This window comes from Streptomyces sp. HM190, from assembly GCF_009857135.1.
GTDB lineage: Bacteria > Actinomycetota > Actinomycetes > Streptomycetales > Streptomycetaceae > Streptomyces > Streptomyces heilongjiangensis.
On record NZ_CP047318.1, the window covers coordinates 4,493,880 to 4,517,066 of the forward strand.

The following is a 23,187-nucleotide window of genomic DNA, read 5'->3' on the forward strand; positions in this document are numbered from 1 at the left end:
GGCACGCTCGTTCGAGTGAAGGGTCCGGACCCCCGGGTGGGCTCCCGGTCCACGCTGAGAACACGAACGGGGAGCACGTCCGCTCCGCCGTACCCCGTCCGGCTCAGCGCGGGACGGCGCCGGCCAGGGCCATCAGGGCCGCCACCGCCAGCAGCGCGGCGAGCAGGGGACGGATGTGGCGGGTGAGGAGTTCTCGGAACACGGCGACCTCGCAGCGGATGCGGCGGCAGCGGGGGCGGCCGCCGACGATGGGCTGAGTGGTGAGTGGCTGAGTGGCTGGCTGAGTTGCTCAGTGACTGAGTGGCGGAGGAGTCGGCGGTCAAGCGCGGACGGCAGGGGCTGCACGCGTGGTCGAGCGTGCACAGCGCGTCGCTCAACGTAGGACTTCGGCCTCCCAACAGCAAGAGGACCGTGGCCAGTTGAGGTAAAGCGGCCGGTACGGGCGGGCTTACTGGCATGCTTGCGCCATGGCAGGTACGGCCGAGCGTGACGACCCCGAGGTCATAGGGCGCAGAGTGCAGCGACTGCGGACGGAACGCGGCCTCACACAAAGGCAGTTGGCGGAGCCCGCGTACACCCCCGCGTACATCTCCACCCTGGAGTCCGGACGCGTCCGCGCCTCGGAACCCGCCCTGCGGCACATCGCCGAGCGGCTCGGCGTCGGATACGAGGAACTGGCCACCGGACGGCCCGCCGGCTTCGCCACCGCGCTGCGGCTGCGGCTGACCGGCGCGCAGCGCACCCTCGCCACCGGCGCCACCGAGGCCGCCGCCGAGGACTTCGCGGCCGTGCTCGCCGAGGCCGACGAGCACGGCCTGCGCGCCGAACAGGCCGACTCCCTGCTGGGCCTCGGCGAATGCGCCCTGGAGACCGGCGACCTGGAGACCGCCCGGCTCCGCTTCGAACAGGCCGAGCAGCGGCTCGGCGACGCCCCGCTGCCCGCGCGCGTCCCCGCCCTGCGCGGCCGGGCCGTCGCCCACTACCTCGCCGGTGAACTCCGCTACTCCTGCTACCTCTTCGAGTCCACCCTCGACGAGCTGAACCGCAACGGCCTGCACGACCCCGACGCCCTGCTCCTCCTCTACACCGGCGTCATCGCCCCCTACATGGACATGGGCGCCCACGCCCGCGCCGCCCAGGCCGCCGAGCTGGCCCTCGCCCTCGCCCCGCAGGCCGGTGACCCGGCCCTCGTCGCCCGGATGCACCGGTCCGTCGCCCGCACGATGATCGCCGAGGGGCGCGTCGCCGAGGCCGACGCGTCCCTCGCCAAGGCCTCCGAGCTGTACCGGCAGCTCCAGATCCGCACCGAACTGGCCAACTGCCACTGGATGCGCGGCTACCTCCACGCCCAGAACGGTGCCTACGACCGCGCCGAAGCCGAACTGCGCGAGGCCCGCAGCATGCTCACCGCCAAGCGCGCGACCCTCTACACCAGCCAGGTCGCCGTCGAACTCGCCGACGTCCTGCACCGCCGCGGCAAGTCCGAGGAGGCCGCCGAACTCCTCCAGGAGGTCCTCGCCGACCTCCACTCCGAACGCGGCGCCCTGCACTCCGCCGCCGCCCACCGCCTCCTCGGCATCATCGCCGAGGACGCCCGCGACACCGAGGCCGCCGAGGAGCACTACGTCCGTGCGCTGAGCCTGCTGGAGCGGGCCGGGGCGGCGGGCGACCTCGCCGACCTCTGCCGGATGCTCGGCGACCTCTTCCGCCGGACGGGCCGGGTCGAGGCCGCCCTCGACGCCTACCGCACCGGCCTCGGACACCGCACCGCCCCGGGCACCACCACCCTCGGTCCCGCCCCCGCCCAGCCCCCTCTGTGACGGGCCGGGGCGCCCACACGGACCGCTGCCGTGCCGACAGCGCCGCCAACGCCTGGCCCAGCGCGGCCCGCCCGGCCACCGCTCGGCGTGACCGGCCTGCCGCTCGTGCACGCTTGCCCTGGCGGTGAGCCACAGCTCGAAGCCGGGCGCGGCGACGACGTGCTCACCGGGCCTGACGCTCTGCGGTGTCGGCGCCTTCCGCGCGGTGGCGGTCACCTCGGCCGCGACCGACGCACCGTGCGCCGTCTCCCCCGCGAGACGGCGCACGGTGCGTCGGCGCCCCCGCCGGCAGCGTGGTCAGCGCTGCGACGGCGACGTACGTGTGCATCTGTGCCATGGACATGAACGGACAACCCCCACAGATGTGCCCTGTGACTCTGTACTTCTGACACCCCGTACACCCCGGTGCCCCCTGGGCCGGATGACACGCGGGGCGAAAAAGTCTCCGCACGGGGTTTCCCGCGGTGTTCAGTGATGCGTGGTGACGTTCAGGGCGGCGGGCAGCCGGCTCGGCCCCTCGTCCCGCACCCCCTCCCCGCTGTTCGAACAGCCCGCGAGCAACGACGCGCCCAGCGCGCAGGCGGCGAGCAAGCGGGCGAGACGTCGGCGGATCCGTGACGCTCCCGAGGTCATTGGCCCCCCTGTGACGAGTCCTGGGTGTGCTTCGATGTCGGGCGTACGTGGCGTACGTCCGGGACCTGTACGCACGAGGGGGGCGACCGGGTTGCACAGCGGCCCGCGGATTTGTCGATGACGGCGGGGACATGACCGAGGAAGAGTTCGACGCGTTCTACGCCGCCGCGTTCCCCCGGCTGACCGGCCAGCTCTTCGCCTTCACCGGGGATCACGGCGAGGCGCAGGACGTCGTGCAGGAGGCGTTCGTCCGGGCCTGGGACAGGCGGCGGGAGTTCCTCGCGGACGGCGCGCCCGAGGCGTGGATCAGGACGGTGGCGATGCGGCTCGCGGTGAGCCGGTGGCGGCGGGCACGCCGCTGGCTGGAGCTGATGCGCCGCGATCCGCCCCCCGAGCACGCGCCCGGCCCCGAGCCGGAACGGGCCGTGCTGGTGGACGCGTTGCGCAGACTGCCCGAGGCGCAGCGCATGGCGGTCGTCCTGCACCATCTGTGCGACCTGAGTGTCGAGCAGGTAGCCTCCGAGACCGGTGCGCCCGTGGGCACCGTCAAGGCCAGGTTGTCCCGCGGCCGGGCGGCACTGGCACGCGAACTGGCCCCCGGCGAGGGCGAGAAGGAGCACGGCCGTGTCCGATGAACTCACCCGCCGCCTGCGGGAGCTGGCCGAGGGAGCCGAGGCGCCGCCGCGCCTGCCCGGCGCCGTGGTCCGCGCCGCCGCCGGACGCCGCCGGCACCGGCGCCGGACGGCCGCGTTCCTCGCCGGGGGCTGCGCGGCCGCGACCCTTGCCGCCGTCCTCACGGCGCACGTCACCGGCGAGGGCGCCGGTCACGGAACCGAACAGCGCTCCTCCCCGCTGGCGAGCCCCGGCCCCGGCCGGTCCGCCGACCCGTCCCCCGGCCGGTCCCCCGGCCGGGACGTGCCCTATGTGACGGTCGACCTGTCCCGCCGGGTCCTCACCGCCGAGGGGCGTGAACTCCCCCTCTCCGCCGGCACCACCAGGCTGCCGCCGTCGGCGGGCCTGATGACCGTCACCGGGAAGGAGAGCGTCAGACTGCTCTCCTCGCGGACGGCGGCGCCCGAATCGGTCTCCGCCGTGCGCCTGCGCTGGGTCCTCGAACTGGCCCCGCTGGACAGGACGGGCAGCTCGCCCGGCGAGGAGACCGGCACCCGGGCCTACATCGCCTCCGCCCTCACCGACGAGGAGCCCACCCCCGGCGACCGGGGCACCACCGTGGACTGGATCTCCCTGCGCCCCACCGACGCGGCCTGGCTCTACCAGGAACTGCCGGAAGGGGCGGTGGTCGAGATCGTCGCCCCGACGGAACCGGCGACCGCGAGGGTGACCCCGACCACGGCGCCGTGACGACGGCAGCACGACCATGTCACCCCGCCCCGTCCCCCTTCGGCCGGGGGACCCGAAGAGGGGTGTGCCCGGCGCCCGTGGCGCCCGGCACACCCCTCGGCGGGAGCAGGAAGCAGGTCAGAACTTGCCGTAACGGCCGGTCAGGTCCGCCTCGGGGCAGGTCGCGGAGCCGACCAGGCACGCCGTGCTGCCGTGCTTACGGGTGTACACCTTGGTGACCTTGCCACCGTCGTAGATGTAGATGAAGTGGTTCGGGTACAGGCGGTGCTTGCCGGACCGGATGGTCCAGTTGCCGCTCTTGGTCATGTTGATGGTGAACGCGCCGGACGCCGCGCCCTTCACCCCGCCGAGACCCTTGCAGAACGGGTTGGTGGCGTGGACGTTCATCCGGATGTCCACGGAGTTGCCGCTCCCGCCCAGCTTCTTCGCGTAGACGTTCTTGGCGCTGGCGGTCTTCTTCGCGACGAACTTGCTCGTCTTCTTCACGTAGACCGTGGTGGGGTTGATGTTCTTGTTGGCCACCACCTTCTTGTTGCTCCACGTGATGGTGGCGTGCAGCGCGAAGCGGTACTTGCTGGACTTCCAGTTGAAGTCGCTGTGGTTGTCGCCGCCGAACTTGAAGTTCCGGCCGTAGTCACAGCCGGCCAGCGGCGCGTCCACGTACTTCTGCGGGATGAAGCCCACCCAGCTCAGCGTGGTCGTCGACGCGGCCGCCGCGGCGGAGGCCCGCTCGACCGCGGCCGCCCGCATCCCCGTCAGCGACGAGGACCGCGGCACGGCCACCTTCACGCCGTACAGCCGGGAGCCCTCCGCGCCGCCCTTCGGCAGGATCGGGATGATCTGGTACGCGTACTCGGCACCCGCCCGGACCGCCGTGTCGCGGAAGGACGTCACACCCGCGCCCAGGGTCGCGATGTCCCTGCCGTCGCGGGCCACGACATAGCGGGCGCCGTCCGCGTAGCCCTTCCAGGACAGCTCCACGAAGCCCTTGCCGGCCGCCGCGGTGACGCCCTGACGGGCCATCGAGGAGTCGACCACCGCCGTCTCGCCCGCCGCGGACCTCAGCACCCCGAAGCCCTGCGCCTTCAGCGTCCGGCCCTGCGCGGAGTCCGCGGCGAAGCCGGAGACGTCCTTCGGCCCGGCGTCGGCCTTCGCGGACAGCGCCGACGCGGAGAACGCCGCGGCGGCCGGCCGCGCGCCTGCCGTGTCCTGCCCGACGAGCGCGTTCGCCTGGTAGGCGCCCGCGACGAGAGTGAGCGGAGCCACGGACAGGGCCGTTGCCTTCGCCAACCGGGAAAGCTGCATGTGTTCTTCTCCTTCGTCCACTGCGATGACGCCGACGCCCGTGGAGGGGACAGCCTTCGGGTGTCTCGTGTCAGGCGCCTGTCACGACCCTAGGAAAGCGGGGTGACGGAGCGTAAGTGGCTCCTGGGGCAGTGCCCTTGAGGGCAGTGACCCGAAGGACAAGGCGCCGCGCCGCGCGACACCGCCGTTCCCGCGCCCCTCACCCGTACGTCCCCCCTCCGCTGGTGGGCCGGGCCGGACGGTGCTGCGGTGGAGCCAAACGCCGTGTTCTGGAAAGGCTCCGCCATGCGCCGTCGTACGCGTCCCCGTACGTCTCGTCGTACGCCCCGTACGTGCCGTGTCCTCATCCCGCTCCTGGGCGCCGGGCTGCTCCTCGGCACGGCGACGGCCTGTGTGGCCGACCGGACCCCGCCCCCGCGCGGCTTCCCCGAGGCCGCCGTCGACGAGGCCACGCTCCCCCCGTCCCCGAGCGCCCGGCCCGCCGCGCCCGCCCTCACCGACGCCCGCGCCCGCAGCGCGCTGCTCCGCCGGGGCGACCTCAGCGGCGCCTGGTCCGGCACCCGGGGCGCGGCGACCTGGCGCGACGGCCTCCTCAAGGGCCGCACCGACCCCGCCGAGTGCCAGGAACTCCTCGACGCCTTCTACGCCGAGGACCTGCTCGGCACGCCCCGCGGCGGCCGGGCCGTCACCGGCTTCGACGACGACGCGTACGGCTCCCAGCTGCGCTACCAGGTCGGTGCCTACGACAAGGCCCAGGTCGACGAACGGCTCGACCACTTCGGCCGGCTCGCCGGGGAGTGCCGCGAGTTCACCGTCACCGGGTTCGGGGAACGCGAGTACGCCGCCGAGATCACCCCCGTCGACCTGCCCCCCGGCATCGGCGACGCCCGGCAGGGGCTGCGGCTGGTCGTCCGTGGTGACGTCGGCGGCGAGGAGGGCGCCCTCACCCTCGACCTCGCCGCGGTCCGCGTCGGCGACACCGCGGTCCTGCTCACCCACGGCGGCCTCTACGGCATCGACGGCGACGCCACCCGCGAGGCCGCCCGCGCCGGCGCCGAGCGGCTCCAGCAGGTCCTCGCCGGGACGAGGACGAAGAAGGGCGGGACCGAGAGGGGCGACACCGAGAAGGACGGGACGGAGAAGGGGGAGAAGCGGGCGACGGAGCGGGGCGAGGAGGACACGGGCGGGCGCGGCGAGTCCGCGGACGAGTCCACCGGGACCGCCCCGGGCGACGACACCGACGGCTCCGCGGAGGAGGCCACCGGAAACGACGGCGGCACCGGCTCCGGCGACTCGGGCGAAGCCGGCGACCCGGACGAACCGGACGGCTCCGGTGACTCCGGTGGCTCCGGCGACTCCTCGGACGGGTACCGGGAGGAGGCCCGGGCTACTTCTCCTTCAGGATCGGCGTGACGGCGCTGCGCACGTCGTCCGTGGTCACGGGGGTCTGGGTGGCCCCGGCGATCCGGCCCTCGCGGTCGATGTAGAGGGTGAAGGGCAGGATCTGCGGGTTCACCAGGCCGCGCGGCAGCTTCAGGAACTGCTTGCCGCCCGGATCGTGCAGACTCGGGTAGGACAGCCCCAGCTCCTTCTGGAAGGCCAGGGCGTTCTTCCGGCCCGCGTCGGTGCTGACCCCCAGCACGCGGACGCCCTGTTCCCTCAGCTCCCGCTGCACCTTGTCCAGCGCCGGTGACTCGGCGCGGCAGGGGCCGCACCAGGTGGCCCAGGCGTTCACCACGACGACGTCGCCCCGGTAGTCGGAGAGCCGGACCGGGCGGCCGTCGACGGTGGTGCCGGAGAAGTCGGGCGCGTCCTCGCGCTGGGCCGCGGGGACGCGCCTGAGCGCGGACCCCTCCGAACGGTCGGACTGCCCGGCCCCGGCCTCATCCGTCCGCAGCGTCTTCGTCGTCGTGCAGCCGGCGAGCACGACACCGGCCGCGACCGCGCACACGACCGCTCGCGAGATCCTCTTCACCGCCACCTGCGTCCCTACTCCCTGCCCCGGCCCCGCCGACCGGCCGGATCCGCCCTCCAGCCTAGGACCCGCCCCGGCCGGCCCCGGCGAAGGGGCCGGGGGAGCGACCGGCACGGGCTGTCCCTTCGCCAGGAACTGTCCGTTCGCCAGGGGCCGCACGTTCGCTACGGGGTGTCCGCGAGAGACAGGCACTCGCCGCTCTGTTCGATCGGCTTCACGATGCCGGACAGGCCGATCAGGACCGCGTCGGTGGCGGCCCGGTCGGGGGCGACCTGGACCTCGACTGCGGGCTCCCGGCCGTAGGTGACCAGCAGTTGCCGGCCCTCGCGCCGCTCGTCCGCGCGCCACACCCAGTCCACACCGTCCACCTGGGTGCACGGGTCGGCGGTGGGCGCGGGCTTCGGGAACCCGCAGCGCACGACGATCGACCCGTCGCCCCACACGGCGGCACCCCGGGTGTCGGTGTCCGCCCGGTCCAGCCCGGCCAGCCGGTCCGGGTACTGCGCGCTGACCCGGGCGCAGGCGGGGTCAGCGGCTCGGGGCGCGGCGGCGAAGCTGTAGGTGGGCTCGCCGAGCACCCGCACCGTGACCGTGGCGGCGGTGACGAGCGCCACGGCGCCGGTGGCCAGGAGGGCGATGCGGGTACGGCGGAGCATGACGCGATCGTACGGCGGGCTGCCGCGGGCCTGTCCGGCGGGCCGGGGCAGCCGTGGCGGTCCGTTGCCCCTTGGGGCAGTGCCCCAAGAGCCACTACCTCACCGACCAGGGGAAACCTAGGCTCCTGGTGATCCGAGTACGCGATTGCGAAGGAGACGTGGTCCTGGTGAAGAACGGGGCGAAGGGCCTGGTGCTCGCGGGTGTCGCGGGTGCGCTGCTGGCGGGCGGGGCGGTTCCGGCGTCGGCGGCCTCCACGGCGGCGCAGGACACCATTCCGAAGGGCTACGGCAACGTACGCCTGGAGAAGGTGTGGGGCAAGAGCGGCATGTGCCTGTCGATGGACAACGCCAAGGGCAACGGGGCGGTGCTGAAGCTGCGCGGCTGTTCGAGGACGGCGACCACCCAGCGGTGGGACCTCGTGTGGATCAACAAGAACAAGCCGAACCAGACCCGGCTGTTCGTGATCAGGAACAAGCACTCGAAGAAGTGCCTGTCCGTGTCGTCCGCCGCGACGAACACCCAGGTCAAGCAGTCGAGCTGCAACAAGTCCAAGGGGCAGCAGTGGGCCCTCGGCGGCAGCAAGATCTACAGCAGGCTCGCCAACAAGGTGATCACCGCCGGCCGCGACACCTCCGGCACGAAGATCACGATCACGCCGTCCGGCAGCTCGGACGCCGCGCGCAAGAAGCAGGAGTGGGGTCTGTCCTGACCCCACCCGCCGATCCCGCCCCCGACGGCGGGTGACACGGCGAACGGCCTGCTCGCCCGAGGGGCGGGCAGGCCGTTCGCCGCACCCGTGGTGCCGGGCCCCGACACCGGCCCGCGGGCACCCGGCCCGAGCGGGCGGGGCGCCGGCTGAGAGACTCCTGTCGTCCCCCGCCGGCCGACCACGGCGGGGACGGGCCGCCGGTCGACCGCCGGTGGCGACGGGGACCCGAGGAGCACGCGCATGCTGACACCGTGGAGCCGAGCGGCCGGATACGCCGCCCTGGTCACCCTTCCCTCCTGGCTGTGGGGCGCGCTCGTGGTGCACGTGGGCGCGGGTTCCTCCCTCTCCGGGACCGGGCTCGGCATGATCGCCGGGGGCGGGCTGTCCTTCCCTCCGCTGGCCGTCGCCGTGCTGACCGTCGTGCGGAAGATGCTCCCGGCGCTGTCGCGCTGGCGCACCGCGACCATCGACGTCTCGGTCTACGCGTTCCTGGTGCTGGTGTGCGCGGTGCTCGGTGGGGTGTGGGGCGGGAGCGGTCTCGCGGAGTCGGTCGACTGGGCCTTCGTGATGATGACCGTCGCCCTGCTGGACCTTCAGTTCGTGATGGCGATGGGTCTGAGCGCCTGGGGCTACGACCGCCTCGTGCCGACGGCGCCCTCGGGCCGGGTGATCCGGACCTGAGTGGGGGCCCGCCTCTCGGCGAGCCCCCACCCACAGGTCAGCTCCGCGTGCCGGACCCCGGTCCGGGTCCGGCCGCGGCACAGTTCGCTTCGGACTTTCGACGCATGTTCATGTTCACCCCGTAAGTCGGTTCCGTTGTTGTTGAGTTGGTTGGTCTCTCCCGCTGTGGAAAGTCAAAATTTCCACAAGTGAACGTCAAATCCGCGCCGTGCAACGCCCTTGGGGAGGTGTGGTCGAGGGCGCTGGGCCGGTCGCGGCCGACGCTCAGACCGCGGACGCCCCGACGAGTCCGGACGGCAGCGGCGCGGTCGAGCCGCACGCGCACCGAGGGTCGGCGCACAGCAGCTCATGGGCGAGGACGGAGAGCACCGCGACCTGGAGCCGGGTCTCCTGCTGAAGTTTCTCCACTATGCGGGCGACATGGGCTTTCACCGTCCGCTCGGCTATCCCGAGTTCACGGGCGAGTTGCCGGTTGCCCAGGCCCGTCCCCAGCAGCAGCAGGACTTCCTTCTCCCGGTCCGTCAGCGTCGTGAGCCTGCTGATGTCCCGAACCGGGTCGGCGCCCGTGCGCCGGTAGGCGCACGCGGTGTCTCCTGTGTCAGACCTCTTGGTCATGGGTCTGTCCTTCCCGATGCCGCTTTTCCCGACAGAGCCCCGTGCCCCGGGTGCGGCGGCGATCTCCCCCCAACTTAGCGTCCGCTACTGCCAAGAAGAACCCTGTAATGACACGGCCACGTCACAGTGGGGGGATCCCCCAGGGGCACTGCCCGAAGGGACAATTTCGACCAACTCCGCTGGAGCCTAGGCTCGTTGTCACGCGCCACCAACGGCACGTCATCAACGGGGAGATCACTGTGCACAGTCGCTTCACCACGCGCCGCCTCACCGCCGCAGCCGTCGCGGGGGCCGCCGCCCTCGCCGTACTGGCGCCGGCCGCGTCCGCCGCCGAGTCCGGCCCGCGCCACGGCGTACGGACGGTCGCCGACCAGAGCGCCGCGAAGCTGCCGGCGAAGCTGACGGTCGGCAGCTACGTCGCCTACCTCAAGGCCCAGAAGACGCCCGAGGCCAAGAGCACCCTCAAGAGCTTCTCCGCGCTGCCGGCCGCCAAGCAGGCGAAGTTCGTGGGGTACCTCCAGAACGGCAAGATCTACGGATCGCTCTTCAAGCAGCTCAAGGGCACCCTCAACCGCCCGGTCACCAACGTCACCTCGTACAACGCGGACGTCAAGTTCGTCCACAGCGTGACCTCGAAGGGCGGCTCCAAGGGCGGTCACCAGGTGGTCTACAGCGCGACCGAGAGGATCTTCAACATCCCGGTCACCACCGAGAAGCTGACCCTCCGCTACGACGTCGTCAAGGGCAAGGTCCAGCGCAACGCCCGCGCCCAGGCCCAGGTCACCAACGTCAACGCCGCGTACGCGATCAAGGGCGGCGCGGTCAAGGTCGCCGTCAAGGGCATCGCCCGCGCCGACGTCACGTGGAAGGCCACGCCGCGCGTCCAGGCCGTCGGCAAGGCCGTCGCCAAGGACCAGGCCGTCACCGGTCACACCAAGACCTGGACCGCCCAGCTGATCCACGGCTGACGTCCGGTCTCCCTCACTCTCCCGGGGGAAGTGGCTCCCATCCTTCCCCCGGGAGCTCCGGCCGCCGGGGCGCGCACGGCACCCTCCGGCCCCTGGTCAGGGCCGATCCCGTCCGGGGGTGCCGTGTCGCGCGCACTCCTTCGCGCCGCCGCACGCCTTCTCGCGCTCGGCGCCGAGGCGGACGAGCAGGCCCGTGCCGTCGGAGGCGTTCCTCGGGGTGAGGGCGTACGGGCCGCTGACCGGCTCGGCGGGCAGGACGTAGCCCTCGGGGACAGCGGTCTCCACCAGGTAGTACGTGCCGGCGGGCAGCCGTCCGAACGAGCAGCGGCCGGTGCCCGACGTGACGCAGTCACCGACGGGCCTGTCCCCGCCGGGTCCGTTCCGCTGGAGTCCGGGCGTCCCGTTGCTGTCCTCCCAGAGGCCGAGCACCGCGCCGGCCAGCGGACGCCGGGTCTCCGCGTCGGCCTTCACGAGGGTCAGCCGCAGGGCCTTGGTGAGACCGGCGTCGACCGTGTGGTTCACATAGCCGGGGTCACCGACGTAGACGGTGCTCGCGCCGGACGGGTCGACGTCCGAGTCGATGAGCCGGTGGGAACCGGCCTCCCGCGCCGTCCACGTCAGCTCGTCGGCGCCCGGCCGCCCCGGCAGCGCGCCCGGGTCGGCGCCGCGGTGGTCGAAGGAGACCCGGTAGGTGGTGTCGGGCCGCAGGCCTTGCGCCGTACCGACGTAGTACGCGCCGTCGGCGTCCGTGGTCGTCGTGAGGCTCGGCCCGGACGACGTCGGGTCGAACGTGACCCGCACCCCCGGCACCGGGGGTTCGGACGGATCCTGGACGCCGTTGCCGTCGGTGTCGAACCAGACGCGGTCACCGATCTGCACCGGCGCCTCGCGGCGCCCCTCCGGCCCCGGCTCGGCGTGCTCCCGGCGGTGCACGCCGGGCGCCCAGAAACCCGTGGTGTACGTGGTGTCGCGGGCGTCGGAGACGTCGACGAAGCCGATGGGGCTGCGGATGACGTCCGGGCCGTCGCCGTGGCCCGCGAGAGCCGGGTGGAAGTTGGCGAGGTCGGGGTTGTGGGCCTGGACGCGGTACCGGCCACCGAGCAGCGGGGACCCCTCGGGACGGAACGAGGCGGTCCCGTCGGTGTCCGTCGTCCTGGCCAGCACGGTGCCGTGGTCGTCGGTCAGCGTGACCCGCACGCCCGGCATGCCCTTCTCCAGCGGACGGTCGTACAGCCCGTCGGCGTCGATCTCCTCGACGACCCGCACGGTCACCGTGCCGTCGCCCCGTGCCGGGGCGCCCGCCGCGCGCGCGTCCGCCGCCGTCCCGGTGACCGGGGCCGCCAGGAGGGCCGCCGCCACGGCGAGCACCAGGCCCGCACTCCGTTCCCGTGTTCCTCGTCTTCCCCGTGTTCCTCGCCGCACCGTGTCTCGCATCCGCCGCTGCCCGCCCGTCCTGGTCCGCGCCGAGGCGACGGAGCCCAGGTGCCCGACGTCGGCTCTGCATTCATACGAAGCGCGGCGCACCGCCAATCCGGCTGAACGGGGCACAGGACGCGGCCGGGGCCCGGGACCCGCACGGGCACGGACGACGGGGCAGCACCCCTCCGCTCCGGTTCACCCGTCCGCCCCGGCGGCGACGCCCCCACCCGGAGTACGGCACGGGCGCGCCCCTCACCCCAGCGGGTCCGCCAGGGACTGCTCCGCCCAGATGACCTTGCCGTCGGGGAGGAAACGGGTGCCCCAGCGCTGCGTGAACTGGGCGATGAGGAACAGACCTCGGCCGCCCTCGTCGGTGGTGCGCGGATGGCGCAGGTGCGGCGCGGTCGCCCCGCCGTCGAACACCTCGCAGATCAGGGTGCGTTCGAGGATGAGACGGAGCCGGATGGGTCCGGCGGCGTGCCGGATGGCGTTGGTGACCAGCTCGCTGACGACGAGTTCGGTGGTGAACGCCAGCTCCTCCAGGCCCCACACGCCGAGCTGCCGGGCCGTGGTCCTGCGGGCCTCCGCGACGAGCGCCGGGTCGGCAGGAATCTCCCAGGACGCGACCCGGTCGCCGGGCAGCCGCCGGGTGCGGGCGAGGAGGAGGGCCACGTCGTCGGTGGGGCGGGCCGGGGCGAGGGCTTCGAGGACGCGCTGGGCGCGCCGGTCCAGGGACGGCTCGGGCCGGGCCAGGGCACGGCACAGCGCGTCCGGGGTCGCCTCGGCGAGCAGGCCGTCGGTGTGCAGGGCGATGACGGTGCCCTCGGCAAGTTCCAGCTCCACGGCCTCGAAGGGCTGCCCGTCGACGCCGAGGGGCGGGCCCTCGGGCAGTACGGGGCGGGTGACCGTGCCGTCGGGGGCGACCAGGGTGGGGGCCGGGTGCCCGGCGGTGGCCATGGCGCAGGTGCCGGACACCGGGTCGTGGACGACGTACAGGCAGCGTGCCCCGATCGTCTCGACGCTGCCCCCGCCCGGCTCCTCGCCCTCCTGCCGCGCCGACTTGGCGACCATGTCGTCCAGGTGGGCGAGGACCTCGTCCGGCGGCAGGTCGAGGTCGGCGAGGGTGCGGACGGCCGTGCGGAGGCGGCCCATGGCGGCGGCGCCGTCGATGCCGTGGCCCGCGACCTCGCCGACGACGAGGGCGAGACGCGCGCCGGAGAGCGGGATGACGTCGTACCAGTCGCCGCCGACGCCGGTCAGCTCGTCGGCGGGCCGGTAGCGGACGGCGACCTCGGCGGCGTCCTGGTCGGGCAGCCGGCGCGGCAGCAGGCTGCGCTGCAGGACCAGCGCGGCGTCCCGCTCCCGCGTGTAGCGGCGGGCGTTGTCGACGCAGACGGCGGCGCGGCCGACGATCTCCTCGGCGAGGCCCAGGTCGACGGCGTCGAAGGGGTCCTGGCGGTCGCGGCGGAAGAACGTGGTGATGCCGAGGGTGATGCCGCGGGCCCGGATCGGCACGATCATCACGCTGTGCAGGCCCTGCGCGTCGGCGGGCAGCTCCCGGCCGCCGGGGACGGCCTTCGCCCACTCCGCCGACATCGGGTCCAGTCGCGGCTCCGACCACGACCGTCCGCTGAGCAGCGCGCGCACGGGGGGCGAGCCGGCCGCGTACGAGGCGACGGCGCCGATCTCCACGACGGCCTCCGGCACTCCGGGGCGCACGGACTGCTGCCCGGTGCGGCGCAGCGGGACGGAGCCGTCGCCGAGGGGGCCGGGCTCGGCGCCGCGCAGCACGGAGTCCAGGAGGTCCACGGTGACGAAGTCGGCGAGCGCCGGGACGACGACGTCGGCCAGCTCCTGGGTGGTCCGGCGCACGTCGAGGGTGCGGCCGATCTGCTCACCGGCCCGGTCCAGCAGGGCGAGGCGGGTGCGGGCGCGGTGGCGCTCCGACACGTCCATCACGGTGTAGTAGACGCCGATGGGGCGCCCGTGGTCGTCCTCCAGCCGGGTGAACGACATCGCGTGCGCGGTCTCGCGGTGCGGGGCGGACCTGACCCGGCCGACGTGCTCGTAGTCGAGGACGGGCGTGCCGGTCTCCAGGACCTTGCGCATCTGTGCCTCGATGCGGTCCGCGTCCAGCCCCGGCTGCACCTCGGCGAGCCGCAACCCCACCCGCTCGTGGGCCCGGCCGCCGCCGAACCGCTCCAGCGCGGCGTTGGACCACACGAACCGCAGGTCCGTGTCCACGATCGCGATCCCGATCGGCGACCGCGCTGTCATCCGCTCCAGCACGGTCCGGCTCATGTCCCACCCGGGCGCCTCGGTGGCGTCGGACACGAGAGCGATCCAGTGAGCGGGCCGGCGGGGGGCGGGGGGAGGGGAGGGGGTGCCCGTGCCCGTGCCCGTGACCGTGGCCGCGCCCGTGCCGGTGTCGTGGCCGGGGTCGGTGGGCGGGTGCGGGTGCGGGGCGACCGGGCGGGGGGCTTCGGGGGCGGGGCCCGCGGTGGGGTGGGGGGAGGCGTGCGAAGGCCGGGCAGCCGGGCGCGGTTGCTCGGGGGAGGGGCCCGCGGGTGGGCGTCCGGTGCCGTGGGCGGGTGCCGGGTTCGTCGGGGCGCGGGGTGTTTCCGTGGGGCGGGGTGTGGCTTCCCGGGCGGGCCGGGGCCCCGGTGGGGGCGTGGCCTCGCGCGAGGGTCCGGCCTCGGCTCGCGACGGCGACGGCGACGGCGGAGGACCGAACCGGCCTCCAGCCGTACCGGTCGGGCGCGGCCGGCCCGAGGGCGCGGGCCGCACGGGAACCGCGGCCGACCGCCACGACGCCGCCCCGGCATCAGTCGGCGCGCCCTGCTGGGCCGCAGACCGGCCCGCCTGCTCCTGTCGCGCCCGCTCGGTCGCGGGGCCGGCCGGATCGGCGGGGGTCGTGTGGCGGGGTGCGGGGTCGGCTGGGTCTGCGGGGGTCGTGTGGCGGGGTGCGGGGCCGACTGGCTCGGCCGGGGCGGCGTGACCCGCGGGCGGGGCGGCTGGTCCGGCCGGGGTGGTGTGGGCGGTTGCCGGCTGGGCGGGGTACGTCGTGGCGGTCCGGTCGGGTGCCGGGCGGGCATGGGCGGCGGTGGGGCCCGCGGCCGGGGTGCCCGGGGCCACGGGGGTGCTGTGACCTGGGGCTGGGCCGGCTGGTTCGGCCGGGGCGGTGTGGCCGGTCGCCGGGTGGTGCGGTTCGGCTCGGTCGTGGGTCGGGCGGCTGCGGTCGGTGCCGTCGAGGGGCTGGGAAGGGCCGGGTGCGGGCGTGCGAGGGCCGTACCCGGTCGGCTGCTCCGAGCGGACGAGTCTGTCCTGGCCGGTGGTCCTGTGCTGGCCGGTGGGTGTGTCCTGGCGGGCAGGTGTGTCCTGGCCGGTGGTCCTGTGGTCGCCGGTGGGCGTGTGCTGCCCGGCTGACCTGTCCTGCGCGGTCGGTGCCGCCCGGTCCGCCTGGCCCGTCCCGGTGTCCGTCCTCGCGGTGACGCGCGGCCTGTTCGTCTCGGCGGGAATGCCCCGCCGTCCGCCCCCGCCGACGACACCCGGCCCCGCCGCCCCGGCCTCACCTCGCTCCGCGGCTCGCCCCCCGCCGCCGAGAGCCCCGCCCCCGGAGCCGGCGCCCCGGTCTTCCGCGCTCGTTGCCCGCCCCTCAACGCTCGTGGCTCCGCTCCCGGCGTCTGCGGCAACGGGGCCACCGCCTGCTCGGTCCTCGGGGCCGGCGGCCTGGCCCCGAGGACCGCCACTGACGTCTCCGGCCCCGCCGACGACGTCCCCGCTCCCGCTGCTCGCGCCCCGCCCCCCGGCGGGCTCCCCCGTCGGGGCCTCGCAGGCCGGGACCACGCGGACCATCACTCGGATGTCGTGGCCGTCGCGGTGGCGGGCGGTGAGGATGCCGGACCAGCCGCCGAGGGCGCGGTGCGTGTCGGCCAGACGGGCGATGCGGGCGCTGTCCTCGGGCCTCAGGAGCGTACGGACGCTGCGGCCCAGGATCTCGGCGGCCGGGTACCCGAAGAGCCGCTCGGCGTCCCGGGTCCAGCTCGTCACGATCCCGTCCGCGTCGATGAGCAGCGGCGCGGCGTCGGCCACGTCGAAGCGCTGACGGGTGACTGCACTGTCCCTGTCGGTCCTCACGGCGACCCTCTCTGTCGCTGAGACGCCCTCTGAACCCATTATTCACCTTGTGTGATCGCGAACAGGCCAACTTGTGACGGCCCGTTTTCACCCCACGTCGCACCACGGCGCGCGGACCCGTGCGGCGCGGGCACCCGTCCGCGACCAGCGCGGCGCCGGATCGGGCGGGAACGGGACGAAGCCGTACGCGCGGACCCCACCGGTCCGAGGGGGCCTCCGTCCCCAGCCCTGCTGCCCGTGCGGCCGTACGCCGGTCGCGCGCCCCCGTACGCCCCCCGCGCTCCGGCGCGTCGGACCGACCGCCCCCTCCGCGAGAGGGGGGGGCGCAGGGAGCGGTCGGTCCAGCTCAGGGGTGTAGCGCCGGGGGTCAGCAGTCGCGGAACTCCGGCGACTGGTTGAGGACCTGCGACCGCGGGGACGTGAACTTCGTGTGGGTCGCCCCGCCGCGCGCCTCCGCCGGGAACACCGCCACCCGGTGGCAGTTCTGGAACGCGAGCGCCACCCCGAAGTGCCGCTCCAGGCTGCCCCGGATCGCGTCGCTGGACAGCGCCCGCAGCAGCTGCCCGCGCTCCCTCTCCGACGGCGGCGGGGTCTGGTTGTCGGCGAACTCGGCGCCTAGCGCGCGCAGTTCACCGACGAGGGAAGCGATCAGGTCGTACGCGTACGGCAGCGACGTACGCACCGTCTCCACGAACTCCTCCTCCCGCACGTCGCCGTTCTCAGCGTCGGCGAGCAACTGCGGGGAGACATCGAGCGACATGGGTGTTCCTGTTCTGTGGACGTGCCGGGGGAGAGGGAAAGGGGGGTGCGGGGAGGGGCCGAGCCGGTCAGGAGAGCGCCGTGGGCGTCAGGGCCTGCGGGCCGTGGCGGAACTCCGGGTCCACCTGGGCGGAGAGGTCGTGGCCGGTCGCCGCGTCGGCCCAGGCCGCCGCGTTGCGGAGGTGGAACTCCACGGCGTGGCGCTGGAAGGCGGCCCAGTCCTTCGGGCGGGCGTCGACGGCGGCCTTCAGCAGGTCCAGCGTCCGCCGGTTGTGGGACTCCAACTCGCCCTGTTCGCGGCCCTGTTCCTGGGCGCGTACGTAGGAGGACTGGACGCAGTGCGCGAGCAGGTCGTCGCCGACGTGCTCCTTGAGGAAGAGGAGGTCGTCCTCGCCGGTGACCTTGTTGCCGACGACGGCGACCGGGACGCCGAACTCGGCGGCGTGCTCCCGGTACTGGCGGTAGACCGACACGCTCTTCCGGGTCGGCTCCACGACCAGGAACGTCATGTCGAACCGGGTGAACAGCCCGGAGGCGAAGGCGTCGGCGCCGGCGGTCATGTCGACGACGACGTACTCGCCGGGGCCGTCGACGAGGTGGTTGAGGTACAGCTCCACCGCGCCCAGCTTGGAGTGGTAGCAGGCGACACCGAGATCGCTCTCGTCGAAGGCGCCGGTGACCATCAGCGGGACGCCGCCGACCTCGCGCACGTGCGTGCCGTGGACCTCGTCGTCGCCGAGCAGCCGCAGCAGACGCGAACCCCGTCCGGGCGGCGTCGTCTTGACCATGGCCTCGCGGGAGACGATCCGCGGGTTGCTGCCGCGCAGATGGTCCTTGATCTCGCCGGTGCGGGAGCTGAGCGGCGGGGCGCCGAACGTCTCGTCCTCGTCGAGGCCGAGCGCGTGCGCCAGATGCTGGTTGATGTCCCCGTCGATCGCCAGGAGCGGGGCGCCGCTGCGGGCGAGATGGCGGGCGAAGAGCGCGGACAGCGTCGTCTTGCCGCTGCCGCCCTTCCCTACGAAGGCGACACGCACGGACGGCCACCCCGTTCGGCGGCGCGCGCGACGAACACGGCACCGTAAATGAAAATGGATGTCATGAACGTAGATTCGGGAGCGCGCCGGACGTTGTCAAATCCCGCCACGCCGCTCCCCGTCGGGCGGAGCGGCGTGGGTGAGGACTCCGCGCGCCGGAGGCCGTCCGGCCGGGGGTGCGGGAAGCCGGAGGCGCCACCGGAGTGCGCGATTCCCTATGTGTCCCGAATGTGTGCCCGTCGTGTGCGCGTCTTCGCACCCATCCAAGTGACCTGGCTTTTACCGAGGTTGACAGCCCTTACCCGGTGGTAAACGATGTGCTCACTCTGCGGCCCATACGACCAGTGGGCCCGGTGTCTCTTCGACGACCTCACACCCCGGCGCGGCCCCGGTGATCCCGGTGCTGCCCTGTGCCGCCGTGTGCCCGCCGCCGTGCCCGGGGTCTCGCACCGCCAAGCTCAGAATGGGATCTGCATGTCCATAGCGAGACGTGTCACCATGCGCCGCCTGCTCGGGACGGGCGCGGCCGCCCTCGCCCTGACCGCCGCCGCCTCCGGCTCCGCCTGGGCCACCGGCCCCGGCGGCGACGGCTGGGGCGAGAAGAGCTACGTCCCCGGCCAGGGCGCGGGCACGGCCACCGAGACCGACCGCTGCGAGTTCTCCCTGGACGGCGTGAAGTTCGCCGACTGGGTCAAGCTCGACGACCAGAACCTCAAGCCCACCGTGGACGGCAAGGCCCACGTCACGGTCCGTGCCGCCGCCGACGCCACGACCTGCACGGTCTCCCTGGCCTCCTACCTCGCCCACGGCCCGACCTTCGCCACCTCCGGCGAGCAGGTCTTCGTCGACTTCGACACCGTCACGGTGAAGCGGGGCGGCACGGACACGCTGGACATCGCGGTCCCGGACGCGGGCTGCTACGCCCAGATCGACCTGTACCGCGGCAAGGTGAAGTTCGACGGCAAGCTGGACGCGGCCGACGGCTTCGAGCACGGCGACGTCCCCAAGGGCCCGGACCGCCCGGTCATCAAGGACAAGCTGATCGCGGCCTGGAACGGTGGCACGAAGAACTGCGTGCCCACCGAGGAGCAGCCGCCGGCGGAGGAGGAGACGCCCCCGGCCGACGAAGAGCCGCCCACAGACGAGAAGCCGCCCACGGACGAGAAGCCGCCCACGGACGAGAAGCCGCCGGCCGACGAGGAGCCCCCGGCGGAGGACGACCCGTCGCCCTCCGAGTCCCCGAAGACCCCGGCGGACACGGACACCCCCGCCTCCAGCCCGAGCCCCAACGGCGGTTCCGGCGACCTCGCCGAGACCGGCGGCGGCAACGCGATTCCGCTCGCGCTGGGCGCGGCCGGCCTGGTCGCGGCGGGCGGCGTCATCTTCGTGGTGACGCGTCGTAAGTCGGCGGGCCGCGCGGGCGCCTGAGCCCCGGCCCCGTACGACCCACGGCCCTGCCCGCGGTGATCCGTACGCGGTGACGCACGACGGCGCCCGGTTCCCCTCTCGTCCGGGAGGGGGACCGGGCGTCCGGCGATCCGGCGCACGTCGGCGACGGCACTCCTCGCGGCCGCCGCACCCGACCGCGTTGAGCGTTCCGGCGACCGCGTACGTAGGTAAGGGGAGCCCACGCGGCAGAAGGCGGACCGGGACCGAGTACGCGGAACGGAGTACGGCACGTGGTGAGGAAGCTGACGCGCGGAGTCGCGCTGGCGGCCGGACTGGCGGTGCTGCCCCTGCTGACGGGGTGCGGCGGCGGGGACGGGGACGGATCCGCCAAGAAGGCGGACGACACCAGCAGGGTGGCCGAAGTGGTGGCGCCCGCCAAGGTCGAGGTGCTGGCCTCGCTCACCGGCTGCGAGGTCAAGATGCGCACCGAGGCGGAGGAACTCCGCGAGGGCGTCTGCCACACCGCGGCCGGCGACTACCTCATCACCACGTTCCCCAAGGAGGAACTCCTCCAGGTCTGGCTGGACTCCGCCTCGATCTACGGCGGCAAGAAGCTCGTCGGCCCGCGCTGGGCCATCTCCGCGAAGGAGGAGGTGCTGGAGCCGCTGCGGAAGAAGGTCGGCGGCACGGTCCAGGACCTGAGCACCTACGGCAGGACGGGCGGCCCGGACCCGAGCGCGTCGTGACCCCGCTCACCGGCCGTCCCGGCCCGGTGCGGCCGACGGCCGGTAGTCGCTGATGCCGTAGACCGCCTCGTCGTCCACGGCGTCCTCCTCCCAGTCCAGCAGGACGCGCGTCGGCCGGCCGTCCGCCGCGCGGTCGACGTCCACCAGGTCGGCGCCCTCGTCGCGGGCCGCGTCCGCCTCCGCCAGCAGGTCCCCGATGGTCGGCACCCGGCCGGACAGCTGCCGCGCCACGCGCCGTGAGTCCTCGTCGGCCCCGACGACCCTCGTCACCTTCCCGTCCCGCACGGTCACCTCGAACGTCCCCAGCAGGGACCGCTCGCCCTCGCTCGACGTCAGCGTGTACGTGTAGGAGGAGGGCTCCCGCCACGACGGCCGCGCGGACGCCGTCTGCGAGGACGACCCGCCCCCGCACGCCGCCACCACCCCCGACACCGCCACGGCCAGGACGGCGACGGCCGGCCTGCTGATACGCGTCCTCGACATGGAGAGCCCCCTTGGTGAGTCGGTCCCCCCTGTGACGGAGCGGTGGCCGGAAACGTTCGCGGGGCCGCTGTCCGGGCGGTAGGCGTCGCTGCCGGGGGCGGAAGGCGTCCGCCGGGTGTGTCCCCCACGCCTCAACGTCCCTTTCTGTCACAGCCGTTGACTTGCGCTCCGCCCGGCTCTACTTTCGCCCCGCCGGAACGTTCGGCGAGTCGATCCTTGTTCGATATATCGAGCAACCCCGACCAGAAGTGGAGTCTGACGTGAGCGACACGCACCACGGCGGCGGGCTGTCCCGCCGGACGTTCCTCGGCATGGCGGCGACCGTCCCCCTCGCCGCGACCGGCGCGCTGACCCTCGGCGCGGGCACCGCGCACGCCGCCGACTCGGCGTACGTCATGGCCTACTTCACCGAGTCCACCACCATGCTGGAGGCCGACTACGGCCTGCACCTGGCCGTCAGCCAGGACGGCCTGAACTGGACGCCGCTCAACCAGAACGCCCCCGTGGTCACCCCGACCCTCGGCGCCGGCGGTCTGCGCGACCCCTTCGTGATGCGCAAGCAGGACGGCACCTTCGTCGTCCTGGCGACCGACCTCAAGGGCACCGACTGGAACCGCGACAGCGTCAACATCCACGTATGGGACTCCGCCGACCTGCGCACCTTCACCGGCTACCGGCTGCTGAAGCTGCACGACATGACCGGCACCCACAGCTGGGCCCCGGAGGCGTTCTGGGACCCCGGGCGCGGCCGGTACGGCATCCTCTACTCGTCGGTGAACAGCAGCGGCCACAACGTGATCATGGTCAGCTACACCACCGACTTCCGCACCACCACCGACCCCCAGGTCTTCTTCGACCCCGGGTACGACGTCATCGACGGCAACCTCACCGTCGGCGTGGGCGGCGTCAACTACCTCTACTACAAGAGGAACCAGCAGCTCGTCGGCGCCCGCTCGACGTCCCTGAACCCGGGCAGCTTCACCCCGTTCAGCACCCCGGTCGCCCACGGCGGCACCGAGGCGCCGACCGTGGTGAAGTCCCTGACGTCCACCACCTGGTACCTCTGGGGCGACACCTACACCCCCAACGGCGTCTTCTACGTCTGGCAGTCCACCGACCTCGCGTCCGGCACCTGGACACCCCTCGACCAGAAGCTCTACACCCAGCCGCTCAACTCCAAGCACTGCGGCATCCACCCGATCACCTCGACCGAGTACACCAACCTGCTCGCCAAGTGGGGCGCCCCCGCCTGGAACCGGCTCAAGTCCTACAACTACCCGTCCCGCTACGTCCGGCACAGCAACTACGCGGCCCGGATCGACGAGTACCCCTTCGACCCGTTCCCCGACTCCCAGTGGAAGCTGGTCCCGGGCCTCGCCGACCCCTCCGCCGTCTCCTTCCAGTCGGTCAACCTCCCCACCCGCTACCTGCGGCACTACGACTACGCCCTGCGGCTCGACACGAACGACGGCACCTCCACGTTCGCCGCCGACGCCACCTTCGTCCGCACGGCCGGTCTCGCCGACTCCACCTGGTCGTCCTTCCGGTCGTACAACTTCCCCACCCGCTACCTCCGGCACATCGACTACGCCCTGCGGATCGACCCGGTCTCCACGGCGGCGGAACGCGCGGACGCGACGTTCCGGGTCGGTTACTGAGACCCCCGCACCCCCGGGGACGGCCCGCCCGGACCTCCCCCGGACCTCCCCCGGACCCGCTCCGTTCCCCGTGCGCCGAACGTTCCGGGCGCCTCCCGCGTCGCAGGGGGGACAGCGGCCGCGCGGACGGCCGCCCGGGGGACGGAGGGGACGGATGGACACACGGACGACGGTGCGGGCGGGCACGGCCGCGGCCTGCGCGCTGCTCGCGCTGGGGGCCCTGCAGGGGTCGAGCGCGGGCGCGCAGACCGCGGCGGACGGGTCGGCGCCGGCGACGGAGTGCCGGGGCACCCGGCCGGAGGGCGGTCTCGCGGGCCTCGGCAGCCCGGAGGACACACCGCTGCAGCGGACGCTGAACCACGTGGACAAGCTGGTCCAGGACCGCTACGCCGATGTCTTCACCGGTCTGGAGGTCGACGAGGAGGGCTCCGGCGTGAGCATCCACCGCATGCCCTCCGCGGCCTTCGACGCCGCCGTCTGCGAGGCCGCCGAGAAGGGTGTCACCGTCCGGCTGCACGACACGGACGTCAACGAGGCGGACCTCAGCGCCCTGGCCGACCGGATCAGCGAGGACATGGCCCGTTGGGACGGCACCTTCCAGCTCCGCGAGGTCGGACAGGACGGCAGGGGCCACGTCCTCGTCGGCGTCGACGACCCCGATACCGCCCGGCCGATCATCCGGGAGGCCTACGGCGCGCGGAACGCCCGGTACATCCGGGTGGAGTACGCGCCCCAGGCGGAGCTGCTCTGAGGGTGCGTCGGCACCGGTTCGCGGCTCCGGCGAAGATCCGCTATGGTTGTGCACGAGCCGCTCACCGGAACACCGGAAAGCACTCG

General features: G+C 73.6%; 20 protein-coding genes and 2 pseudogenes. 11 read left to right on the top strand and 11 right to left on the bottom strand.

The window, feature by feature from the left end:
* The first annotated feature begins 467 nt into the window (after positions 1–467).
* Positions 468–1,820, top strand: a complete 1,353-nt coding sequence (locus tag GSY65_RS19125; RefSeq protein ID WP_159770289.1) for a helix-turn-helix transcriptional regulator — start codon at positions 468–470, stop codon at positions 1,818–1,820.
* Positions 1,821–2,288: 468 nt separating this feature from the next.
* Here GSY65_RS19125 and GSY65_RS19130 read toward each other — a convergent pair whose 3' ends face one another.
* Positions 2,289–2,453: a hypothetical protein gene (locus tag GSY65_RS19130; RefSeq protein ID WP_159770292.1), complete on the bottom strand. Its 165-nt coding sequence runs from the start codon at positions 2,451–2,453 to the stop codon at positions 2,289–2,291.
* A 131-nt stretch (positions 2,454–2,584) separates the two neighbouring features.
* On the opposite strand from GSY65_RS19130, the gene GSY65_RS19135 reads away from it, so the two are divergent.
* Both GSY65_RS19135 and GSY65_RS19140 read left to right on the top strand, forming a co-directional pair.
* Entirely contained in the window at positions 2,585–3,088 is a 504-nt protein-coding gene (locus GSY65_RS19135) for a SigE family RNA polymerase sigma factor (protein ID WP_159770295.1), read from the top strand.
* The gene (locus GSY65_RS19140) at positions 3,078–3,815 is read left to right on the top strand and encodes a murein L,D-transpeptidase (RefSeq protein WP_159770298.1); all 738 of its coding nucleotides are present in this window, start codon (positions 3,078–3,080) and stop codon (positions 3,813–3,815) included. Before GSY65_RS19135 ends, GSY65_RS19140 begins: the two co-directional genes overlap by 11 nt.
* Positions 3,816–3,932: 117 nt before the next feature.
* Here the strand turns inward: GSY65_RS19140 and GSY65_RS19145 are convergent, their stop codons facing one another.
* On the bottom strand, positions 3,933–5,120 hold the full coding sequence (locus GSY65_RS19145; RefSeq protein WP_159770301.1) for a hypothetical protein: 1,188 nt from the start codon (positions 5,118–5,120) through the stop codon (positions 3,933–3,935).
* Positions 5,121–5,405: 285 nt separating this feature from the next.
* Here GSY65_RS19145 and GSY65_RS19150 point away from each other — a divergent pair, with 285 nt between their 5' ends.
* A complete protein-coding gene (locus GSY65_RS19150) occupies positions 5,406–6,533 on the top strand; it encodes a hypothetical protein (protein WP_201452595.1) in 1,128 nt (375 codons plus the stop codon).
* Here the strand turns inward: GSY65_RS19150 and GSY65_RS19155 are convergent.
* Complete coding sequence (locus GSY65_RS19155) at positions 6,508–7,101, bottom strand: TlpA family protein disulfide reductase (protein ID WP_159770304.1); 594 nt, start codon at positions 7,099–7,101, stop codon at positions 6,508–6,510. The genes GSY65_RS19150 and GSY65_RS19155 overlap by 26 nt on opposite strands.
* Before the next feature lie 158 nt (positions 7,102–7,259).
* The gene (locus tag GSY65_RS19160; protein ID WP_159770307.1) at positions 7,260–7,751 is read right to left on the bottom strand and encodes a DUF3515 family protein; all 492 of its coding nucleotides are present in this window, start codon (positions 7,749–7,751) and stop codon (positions 7,260–7,262) included.
* A gap of 158 nt (positions 7,752–7,909) precedes the next feature.
* Between GSY65_RS19160 and GSY65_RS19165 the strand changes: the two genes are divergently transcribed.
* Positions 7,910–8,461: an RICIN domain-containing protein gene (locus GSY65_RS19165; RefSeq protein WP_236579893.1), complete on the top strand. Its 552-nt coding sequence runs from the start codon at positions 7,910–7,912 to the stop codon at positions 8,459–8,461.
* Between the two features lie 240 nt (positions 8,462–8,701).
* Positions 8,702–9,142 (top strand): hypothetical protein, encoded by a 441-nt coding sequence (locus GSY65_RS19170; protein WP_159770310.1) that lies wholly within the window; start codon positions 8,702–8,704, stop codon positions 9,140–9,142.
* Between the two features lie 264 nt (positions 9,143–9,406).
* Here the strand turns inward: GSY65_RS19170 and GSY65_RS19175 are convergent, their stop codons facing one another.
* Entirely contained in the window at positions 9,407–9,757 is a 351-nt protein-coding gene (locus GSY65_RS19175) for a LuxR C-terminal-related transcriptional regulator (protein ID WP_159770313.1), read from the bottom strand.
* A 239-nt stretch (positions 9,758–9,996) separates the two neighbouring features.
* Between GSY65_RS19175 and GSY65_RS19180 the strand changes: the two genes are divergently transcribed.
* A complete protein-coding gene (locus tag GSY65_RS19180) occupies positions 9,997–10,725 on the top strand; it encodes a hypothetical protein (protein WP_159770316.1) in 729 nt (242 codons plus the stop codon).
* A 96-nt stretch (positions 10,726–10,821) separates the two neighbouring features.
* Here the strand turns inward: GSY65_RS19180 and GSY65_RS19185 are convergent, their stop codons facing one another.
* The 5 genes and pseudogenes from GSY65_RS19185 to GSY65_RS19205 form a co-directional block, all read right to left on the bottom strand.
* Entirely contained in the window at positions 10,822–12,093 is a 1,272-nt protein-coding gene (locus GSY65_RS19185; protein WP_236579895.1) for an SdrD B-like domain-containing protein, read from the bottom strand.
* Positions 12,094–12,396: 303 nt separating this feature from the next.
* Positions 12,397–14,499: pseudogene (locus tag GSY65_RS19190) on the bottom strand (SpoIIE family protein phosphatase); the annotation flags it as partial.
* 1,539 nt (positions 14,500–16,038) lie between these two features.
* Positions 16,039–16,320, bottom strand: a pseudogene (locus GSY65_RS19195) (PAS domain S-box protein); the annotation flags it as partial.
* A gap of 328 nt (positions 16,321–16,648) precedes the next feature.
* On the bottom strand, positions 16,649–17,041 hold the full coding sequence (locus tag GSY65_RS19200) for an SCO5389 family protein (RefSeq protein ID WP_159770322.1): 393 nt from the start codon (positions 17,039–17,041) through the stop codon (positions 16,649–16,651).
* A gap of 67 nt (positions 17,042–17,108) precedes the next feature.
* Entirely contained in the window at positions 17,109–18,074 is a 966-nt protein-coding gene (locus tag GSY65_RS19205) for an ATP-binding protein (protein ID WP_159770325.1), read from the bottom strand.
* Positions 18,075–18,548: 474 nt separating this feature from the next.
* On the opposite strand from GSY65_RS19205, the gene GSY65_RS19210 reads away from it, so the two are divergent.
* Positions 18,549–19,502: a hypothetical protein gene (locus tag GSY65_RS19210; RefSeq protein ID WP_159770328.1), complete on the top strand. Its 954-nt coding sequence runs from the start codon at positions 18,549–18,551 to the stop codon at positions 19,500–19,502.
* 251 nt (positions 19,503–19,753) lie between these two features.
* Positions 19,754–20,209, top strand: coding sequence for a hypothetical protein (locus tag GSY65_RS19215; protein WP_159770331.1), 456 nt, complete (start codon positions 19,754–19,756; stop codon positions 20,207–20,209).
* Positions 20,210–20,215: 6 nt separating this feature from the next.
* Here the strand turns inward: GSY65_RS19215 and GSY65_RS19220 are convergent, their stop codons facing one another.
* On the bottom strand, positions 20,216–20,692 hold the full coding sequence (locus tag GSY65_RS19220) for a DUF6174 domain-containing protein (RefSeq protein WP_159770334.1): 477 nt from the start codon (positions 20,690–20,692) through the stop codon (positions 20,216–20,218).
* A 311-nt stretch (positions 20,693–21,003) separates the two neighbouring features.
* Between GSY65_RS19220 and GSY65_RS19225 the strand changes: the two genes are divergently transcribed.
* Positions 21,004–22,350: a glycoside hydrolase family 43 protein gene (locus GSY65_RS19225; protein WP_201452812.1), complete on the top strand. Its 1,347-nt coding sequence runs from the start codon at positions 21,004–21,006 to the stop codon at positions 22,348–22,350.
* Positions 22,351–22,504: 154 nt separating this feature from the next.
* Complete coding sequence (locus GSY65_RS19230; RefSeq protein ID WP_159770340.1) at positions 22,505–23,101, top strand: hypothetical protein; 597 nt, start codon at positions 22,505–22,507, stop codon at positions 23,099–23,101.
* Positions 23,102–23,187 lie beyond the last annotated feature (86 nt).

What these genes read in the sequence shown, in the direction of transcription:
- GSY65_RS19125 (WP_159770289.1), top strand. Translation starts at nt 468, where the DNA reads ATGGCAGGTACGGCCGAGCGTGACGACCCCGAGGTCATAGGGCGCAGA.
- GSY65_RS19130 (WP_159770292.1), bottom strand. Translation starts at nt 2,453, where the DNA reads ATGACCTCGGGAGCGTCACGGATCCGCCGACGTCTCGCCCGCTTGCTC.
- GSY65_RS19135 (WP_159770295.1), top strand. Translation starts at nt 2,585, where the DNA reads ATGACCGAGGAAGAGTTCGACGCGTTCTACGCCGCCGCGTTCCCCCGG.
- GSY65_RS19145 (WP_159770301.1), bottom strand. Translation starts at nt 5,120, where the DNA reads ATGCAGCTTTCCCGGTTGGCGAAGGCAACGGCCCTGTCCGTGGCTCCG.
- GSY65_RS19150 (WP_201452595.1), top strand. Translation starts at nt 5,406, where the DNA reads ATGCGCCGTCGTACGCGTCCCCGTACGTCTCGTCGTACGCCCCGTACG.
- GSY65_RS19160 (WP_159770307.1), bottom strand. Translation starts at nt 7,751, where the DNA reads ATGCTCCGCCGTACCCGCATCGCCCTCCTGGCCACCGGCGCCGTGGCG.
- GSY65_RS19170 (WP_159770310.1), top strand. Translation starts at nt 8,702, where the DNA reads ATGCTGACACCGTGGAGCCGAGCGGCCGGATACGCCGCCCTGGTCACC.
- GSY65_RS19175 (WP_159770313.1), bottom strand. Translation starts at nt 9,757, where the DNA reads ATGACCAAGAGGTCTGACACAGGAGACACCGCGTGCGCCTACCGGCGC.
- GSY65_RS19200 (WP_159770322.1), bottom strand. Translation starts at nt 17,041, where the DNA reads ATGTCGCTCGATGTCTCCCCGCAGTTGCTCGCCGACGCTGAGAACGGC.
- GSY65_RS19210 (WP_159770328.1), top strand. Translation starts at nt 18,549, where the DNA reads ATGTCCATAGCGAGACGTGTCACCATGCGCCGCCTGCTCGGGACGGGC.
- GSY65_RS19220 (WP_159770334.1), bottom strand. Translation starts at nt 20,692, where the DNA reads ATGTCGAGGACGCGTATCAGCAGGCCGGCCGTCGCCGTCCTGGCCGTG.
- GSY65_RS19225 (WP_201452812.1), top strand. Translation starts at nt 21,004, where the DNA reads ATGGCGGCGACCGTCCCCCTCGCCGCGACCGGCGCGCTGACCCTCGGC.
- GSY65_RS19230 (WP_159770340.1), top strand. Translation starts at nt 22,505, where the DNA reads ATGGACACACGGACGACGGTGCGGGCGGGCACGGCCGCGGCCTGCGCG.